The sequence below is a fragment of the Neobacillus terrae genome, assembly GCF_011393025.1.
Taxonomy (GTDB): Bacteria; Bacillota; Bacilli; order Bacillales; family Cytobacillaceae; genus Neobacillus_A; species Neobacillus_A terrae.
On record NZ_JAAOEO010000059.1, the window covers coordinates 1 to 5,436 of the forward strand.

General features: G+C 33.5%; 5 protein-coding genes. 1 reads left to right on the forward strand and 4 read right to left on the reverse strand.

What is annotated here, in order from left to right; all coding sequences use genetic code 11:
- Positions 1–413 precede the first annotated feature (413 nt).
- Together G8761_RS26450 and G8761_RS26455 are read right to left on the reverse strand one after the other, a co-directional pair.
- A complete protein-coding gene (locus G8761_RS26450; RefSeq protein ID WP_166030917.1) occupies positions 414–752 on the reverse strand; it encodes a YolD-like family protein in 339 nt (112 codons plus the stop codon).
- A 358-nt stretch (positions 753–1,110) separates the two neighbouring features.
- Positions 1,111–1,506 carry a hypothetical protein gene (locus G8761_RS26455; RefSeq protein WP_166030916.1) on the reverse strand — a complete coding sequence of 132 codons (396 nt, stop codon included), beginning with the start codon at positions 1,504–1,506 and terminating at the stop codon, positions 1,111–1,113.
- A gap of 218 nt (positions 1,507–1,724) precedes the next feature.
- Here G8761_RS26455 and G8761_RS26460 point away from each other — a divergent pair, with 218 nt between their 5' ends.
- The gene (locus G8761_RS26460) at positions 1,725–3,647 is read left to right on the forward strand and encodes a tetratricopeptide repeat protein (RefSeq protein ID WP_166030918.1); all 1,923 of its coding nucleotides are present in this window, start codon (positions 1,725–1,727) and stop codon (positions 3,645–3,647) included.
- Positions 3,648–3,728: 81 nt separating this feature from the next.
- Here the strand turns inward: G8761_RS26460 and G8761_RS26885 are convergent, their stop codons facing one another.
- On the reverse strand, positions 3,729–4,694 hold the full coding sequence (locus G8761_RS26885; protein WP_207789364.1) for a hypothetical protein: 966 nt from the start codon (positions 4,692–4,694) through the stop codon (positions 3,729–3,731).
- Positions 4,694–5,209, reverse strand: a complete 516-nt coding sequence (locus tag G8761_RS26470; RefSeq protein WP_166030919.1) for a sigma-70 family RNA polymerase sigma factor — start codon at positions 5,207–5,209, stop codon at positions 4,694–4,696. The genes G8761_RS26885 and G8761_RS26470 overlap by 1 nt, the downstream gene beginning before the upstream one ends.
- Positions 5,210–5,436: the final 227 nt, after the last annotated feature.

The following is a 5,436-nucleotide window of genomic DNA, read 5'->3' on the forward strand; positions in this document are numbered from 1 at the left end:
TCCCATACATTTTTCACTTAAAAATTCAACAGAGATTGCCCACGTCCTTCTTTCACTAAACTGCCACGTTTGTTGAAGAAGAAAAAAAGCTGCCTTGGTTGGCAACTTCATTGGGAACTCTTGCCCCCATTTTTTTCAATTCATACTGCCATTTTGTACTACCTTATAAACTTGGTCGTCTTCGTGGACTCCAGACACAGCCAAGGTTTCTTTATTTTCTATCTCCTTCTCAACAATTCGGCTATATCAGATGCTGTTTCGAATCCTAATGTCCGTAATCGGTTATATCCTCTATGGTTCTCTTTTATTAGTGCACAATAGCATAACAATAGCCACAAGTACGGATCCCAGGTAAAACTAATTTGCGGGTGGCTGAAGAATCCAACGAATACAGATTAAAATTTGAACCATATTTAATCAACAACTGACACTTGTATAACATCATTGAAATCAATTCGGCGAAACTCACCTTCTTGCAGCTCAATATGTAACTGGTGCAATATTGGGTTTAGATAATGTATGTGACCAGTTATATCGGATGTAAAGCCTTCAGTCCATATAGTTATCTTTACGGACAGGTTATACTCCATCGCATAACATATACGTTGGTCAAACTCTTCCTTTTCGTATTCATCAATGATTGGCTTTTTCATTCGTTCCTGGTCGATCCATAGTTCACGTTGTGCCTTGATTAATTCAGGCATCCCAAACGCAAACTGCCATTTCTGTTTACCGCGATCACGTATCGCCATAAAACTCACCTCATTATCATTATATACGAACAAGAGTTCTGTGAGCGATGAAAATAAAAAAGACCATTTTAGGCCCAAGAAATTACGTTCTTCAAGTAACGCCCCCTATAGCCATCCATGAAGCGCACAATAATTCACAATCTAGCTAACCTGCCCCTTTTGGAGCAAGAAAATGAGATGTCAATAAACAGCTCAGAATTCTTAACACATTTAAAGTAGATATATAGTTAACAAGTAAGTAACTAACATTACCCTCTTTCTTATAGCTGCCCTAAATTTCACTAATGCCATCAATCGTTATTGAATCAATGTTTTCAATTGGCTTCTTCTCTAATATTAAATAAATTACTTACTCGGATTACCTTTGCCACCATCCTCCACCTTGTTCAATACTTCTATCAACAGAGGTATCGCCATCTCCGTCCACCCAAATTTTTTCTCCACTAGGTAGCGTTCTTTCATGTGGACGTACAAAATGCTCATCTAAATCAATAGTTGAATCATTTAAATTACTCTCATAACCTTCCACAGGTATTTGTTGTCTATATTGTTGCTCTGGTTTCTCTTCAAAAGACCCTAGTACAAGACCTCCAGCAGCCAGAATTAATGAAATCCCAAAAGAAACACCTACAGTTAATATTCCTGTTCCAACTATAAACTCAGGTAGGGATGAAACAATCTTAAAAAGATCACTTACTTTTTTGTTTTTTACTACTTTATAAATAAAACTAATTATTGATATTGTTGAAATCACAAAGAGAATGTAGGAATCAATATTTTAACGCCAACGTTCCAAAAAAATATAAACATATTTTTAAATTGGATTACTGTGTCATTGAACGCACTATCCCACATCACCGTTCTCCTTTTAACGTAAGTAAATTTATTAAATAATAAATATTTTATTCAGAACACTTAGTTTCTACCCGATATATTATTTAGTAAAAAAATAAATAAGAATAGTGGTGCAAAATGGCTGTAAAGTATGACGAGAAAGTGATAACTGATATTTTTTGGGAAGGTGATCGACTTTTAACAAAGCAAAGGTATAATGAGGCAATTGAAAAATTCTTAAAGGTAATTGAATTGGCCGAAAATACCTCTTACCCCTATATATCTGGTGCTTATACTAATTTAGCAAAGGCGACTTTTGAATCAGGAGATCCAGAAGAATTGGATCAAAGTGAGATAGAAATAGCTCTTAATTATATAAGGAAAGCTTTGCAGATTAAGCCATCAAATCAATCAGCAAAGTCTCTTGCTATTCCACTTTTAGTGTTGCAGAGAGAGTTTTCTTCGGCAATAGAATATTTTCTAGAATTAACTGTTGACAAACTAATAAATCATTCTATTTATTACCTTAAATGGATGGAGCAACCTGCAATGAGAGGCGAAGAATCTATAAAGAAAGCGGTACCTGCTATTGAAAAACTCTATCAAAAATATAAACAAAAGAACCCTACTTTTGGGAAACTAATGGCTGATGCATATTTAGCAGTGGGAAAAACTCTGAAGACCTATGAAACATATCAGGAAATGCTTCATAATTTCTCAGGTGTACCTCTTGTTTACTTGGCTACTTGTATCAATTATTCCCTATTCTGTTGTGGTCCTTTAAAAAATCCGAAAGAAGCAAAAAGGATAGTAGAAGAAGGAATAACTATATATAGGAATCAAACAGCTTCCTTCCAAAATCAAAACGAGCATTTGTATGAACTTCTGAAATCTAACTTAGGAATGGTTTACGTAAGCCTGCACGAGTATGAGGAGGCTGTTAAGATTCTAGAACCAATGGTAACGGTAAACCCAAGAAACACCAATCTCCACAATATTGCTTATGCATTTTACAGGCTAGGGGATTTTGAAAAAGCTCTAAAGTATTGTAATAAGGCCCTATACATCTCTAAAGATGACCTAAGTTTGTTTGTGAAAGCGGAGATTCTCTATTCGAAACAATTGTATGAAGAAGCACTTATCCACTATAAAAAGTCTATGGCATTTATTGATGATGGAAATAATAATCTTGAGTTTGTAGATGGAAATAACGATAGTGTATTTTCTTTTTCTTGGGATCAAGATCAGGGAAGAAGAAAGATATATGTTGGAACGATTAATTGTTATATTGCTTTAAATGATTATTTATCGGCTAAAGCTTTTGTTCAATTAGGGCTACAAGAATGGCCATACGAAGATGAACTGATTAGGATGGATAAAAATATTGATGCACTTATGGAACATCGTTCAGCTCAAGAAGATATACAAACAAAAATGGAGACACTTCTAAACGAGTTGAAAGAGCTAAAAGACACACATAAAAATGAGATGAATGAGGTGCGGGAATGGGCTTCGAAGTTACTTAAACTACAGAGCCGCTGTACAAAAAAGGAAGAAATCATTTTAGAGAGTGAAGAGGATTGGAGAGCTATTTTGAGGCAAATGCATGAGGTTGCATTAGCTATGAAAGAGGCTAACAAAAATCCGGATTTAGATTATAACAAGATCAAAGAAAATTTCAAAAAAGAGTTTCCTAAACTAAATTCTGATAGCTTGGAATTCCTTTCTACCGGGGAATATTTATATCAAATTCATCAGGAAGGAGAAATTGACTTTGCTCCGGTAATGGTTGAGTACTCAAAGGTTATTGAAACAGAGTTAAATCAACTCTTAAAGACACATAAATTGATAAAGAGAAATCAAAGTTTAACTTTGGGTCAAATCAAATATCATCTTCAAAAAGTAAAAATGGGTGTTCTTCCCAACATTGATGAATTTCTCGATGAATTAATCACTTATCGTAATGGTAGCGCTCATACTGGGAAATCCACTAAAATTAAGGTTAGATATATTAGAGATATGATTTTGAATGCTGGCTGGTTAAAGCTAATTTTAACTTAGAAGATTATCAATTACGAAAGGGGCTGCCAAAACAGCCCACCCTTCTTAAACTAACGCCCCCAATAGTTTAAGTACACTTCTTCACAAACTTGGATAAATCTGAATTCGCTTCCATAATTCAGAAAATACTTTGTCATCCATTTTAAAATATGCACCCATAAAACCATAATAGATATAGCCACCTTTGAGAAGAAGTAGTCTGACTTTAGACCCATCTTTTAAGGTAATGGTTAGTTCACTAAAATTATCATTGGATTTTGGATTAGCTATTGGGTCAGAATTTTCTCCTCGAAGAAATTGTTTAGTCCCATTCAATTCTTCAACAAAAGCATTTACTATTTTCATATCTATAATGCTGTGATAATTTTGGATATTATTATCCCAATCATTGGCTGTTCTATATTGTGCCTTGGTTACGTTACCTAGCATTTTTAATTTACCAAATACATCTTTGCCATTATGGATTGTTATTCCGTTAAGGTTCTCGTAGAACTGGGCATATGGCTTTCCATCTAGTTCTCCATAAGTCATAATCCTAAAGTCTTTATCGTAGCCTTTGACGGAATAAACATCTGCTATACCTGTTGTTGACGCAAACTCTTTATCATAGTCTTTTTGATTACTCCATTCATCAATATTTCCTTTAGTGTTTCCTAGTTTTTTACCTAAAATTGCTTTTGCATTTTCTGCATCTATTTCTGTTCTTGTTTGAGTATAAATCTTACGGTTATATACAATTAAACCAATCATATCAGCAGCCGTATTTCCCTTTGGTAGTTGAATGGCAGGGATTTTAATTCCACCATGTTTTGTAACAACTTTTTTTTGATTGTTTACCATATCATTTGTATTAAAATTATTGTTTAAAAAAAGGAGGGTTCCAATAGAAATAAGTATGGCAGCGGCAACAGCTATTCCTTTTACCTTAAATCTTTTATTATTTATTTTCATTTCTTTCTTTGCTTCAGATATACCAAGTTTACTTCTTTGACTAAGTTCATTTGGTATTTCAATTTTATTTATTTCTTGTTTAATCTTATTGCTCATTAACTCCATCTCCTTTCCATTTTTTTGCGGAGTTTGTCTAATGCTCTATATAAAACCGTCTTTGATGTCCCTAATGGTATATCAAGTGTTTCCGATATCTCCTTGAAGGTTAACTCTTCGTAAAACCTTAAAATAATGACACTTTTTTCATCTACATTTAACTGTTCGATTAAATCACGAACCGTCATTTCTAAATCAATGTCTTCATTTACATCGCCCGATATATCTCCCTCAAGTTCAGGCTTAAATTGAACTATCTTTTTATGTTTTCGGAGCAAATTTAGTGAACAACTAATCGCAATTTTTATCAACCAAGTTTTACAATATTTAGGTTCTTTTAAACTTTTAATTGATTTAAATGAGAAATATGCTGTTTCTTGAACAACATCAAGTGCATCATCTTGATTTTTAACATAAACAAAAGCCATTCTATAAATATCTTGTTCATATTCTTGAAATAAAGCTAAAAATGCTTTGTCATTACCTTTTTGAGCTTTCTTTACTAAATCTAACAATTGATAGCCACCTCCTTAACTACCTTACATATATTAGACGGAAAAATTATCAATTTAGCTTTAATTTTTTCCGAAAAAAATAATCGCCCCCTTTTAAGGGCGATATATTGACGTTTCTTAATTTAAGATACTTATTCTACTATCCTGCCCCTTTAGTTGAATAAGAAAAATGGATTGCAGCAGCAATCCTTCCTTAACTAAAGTACCCGTTACTTAAAGTACATTCT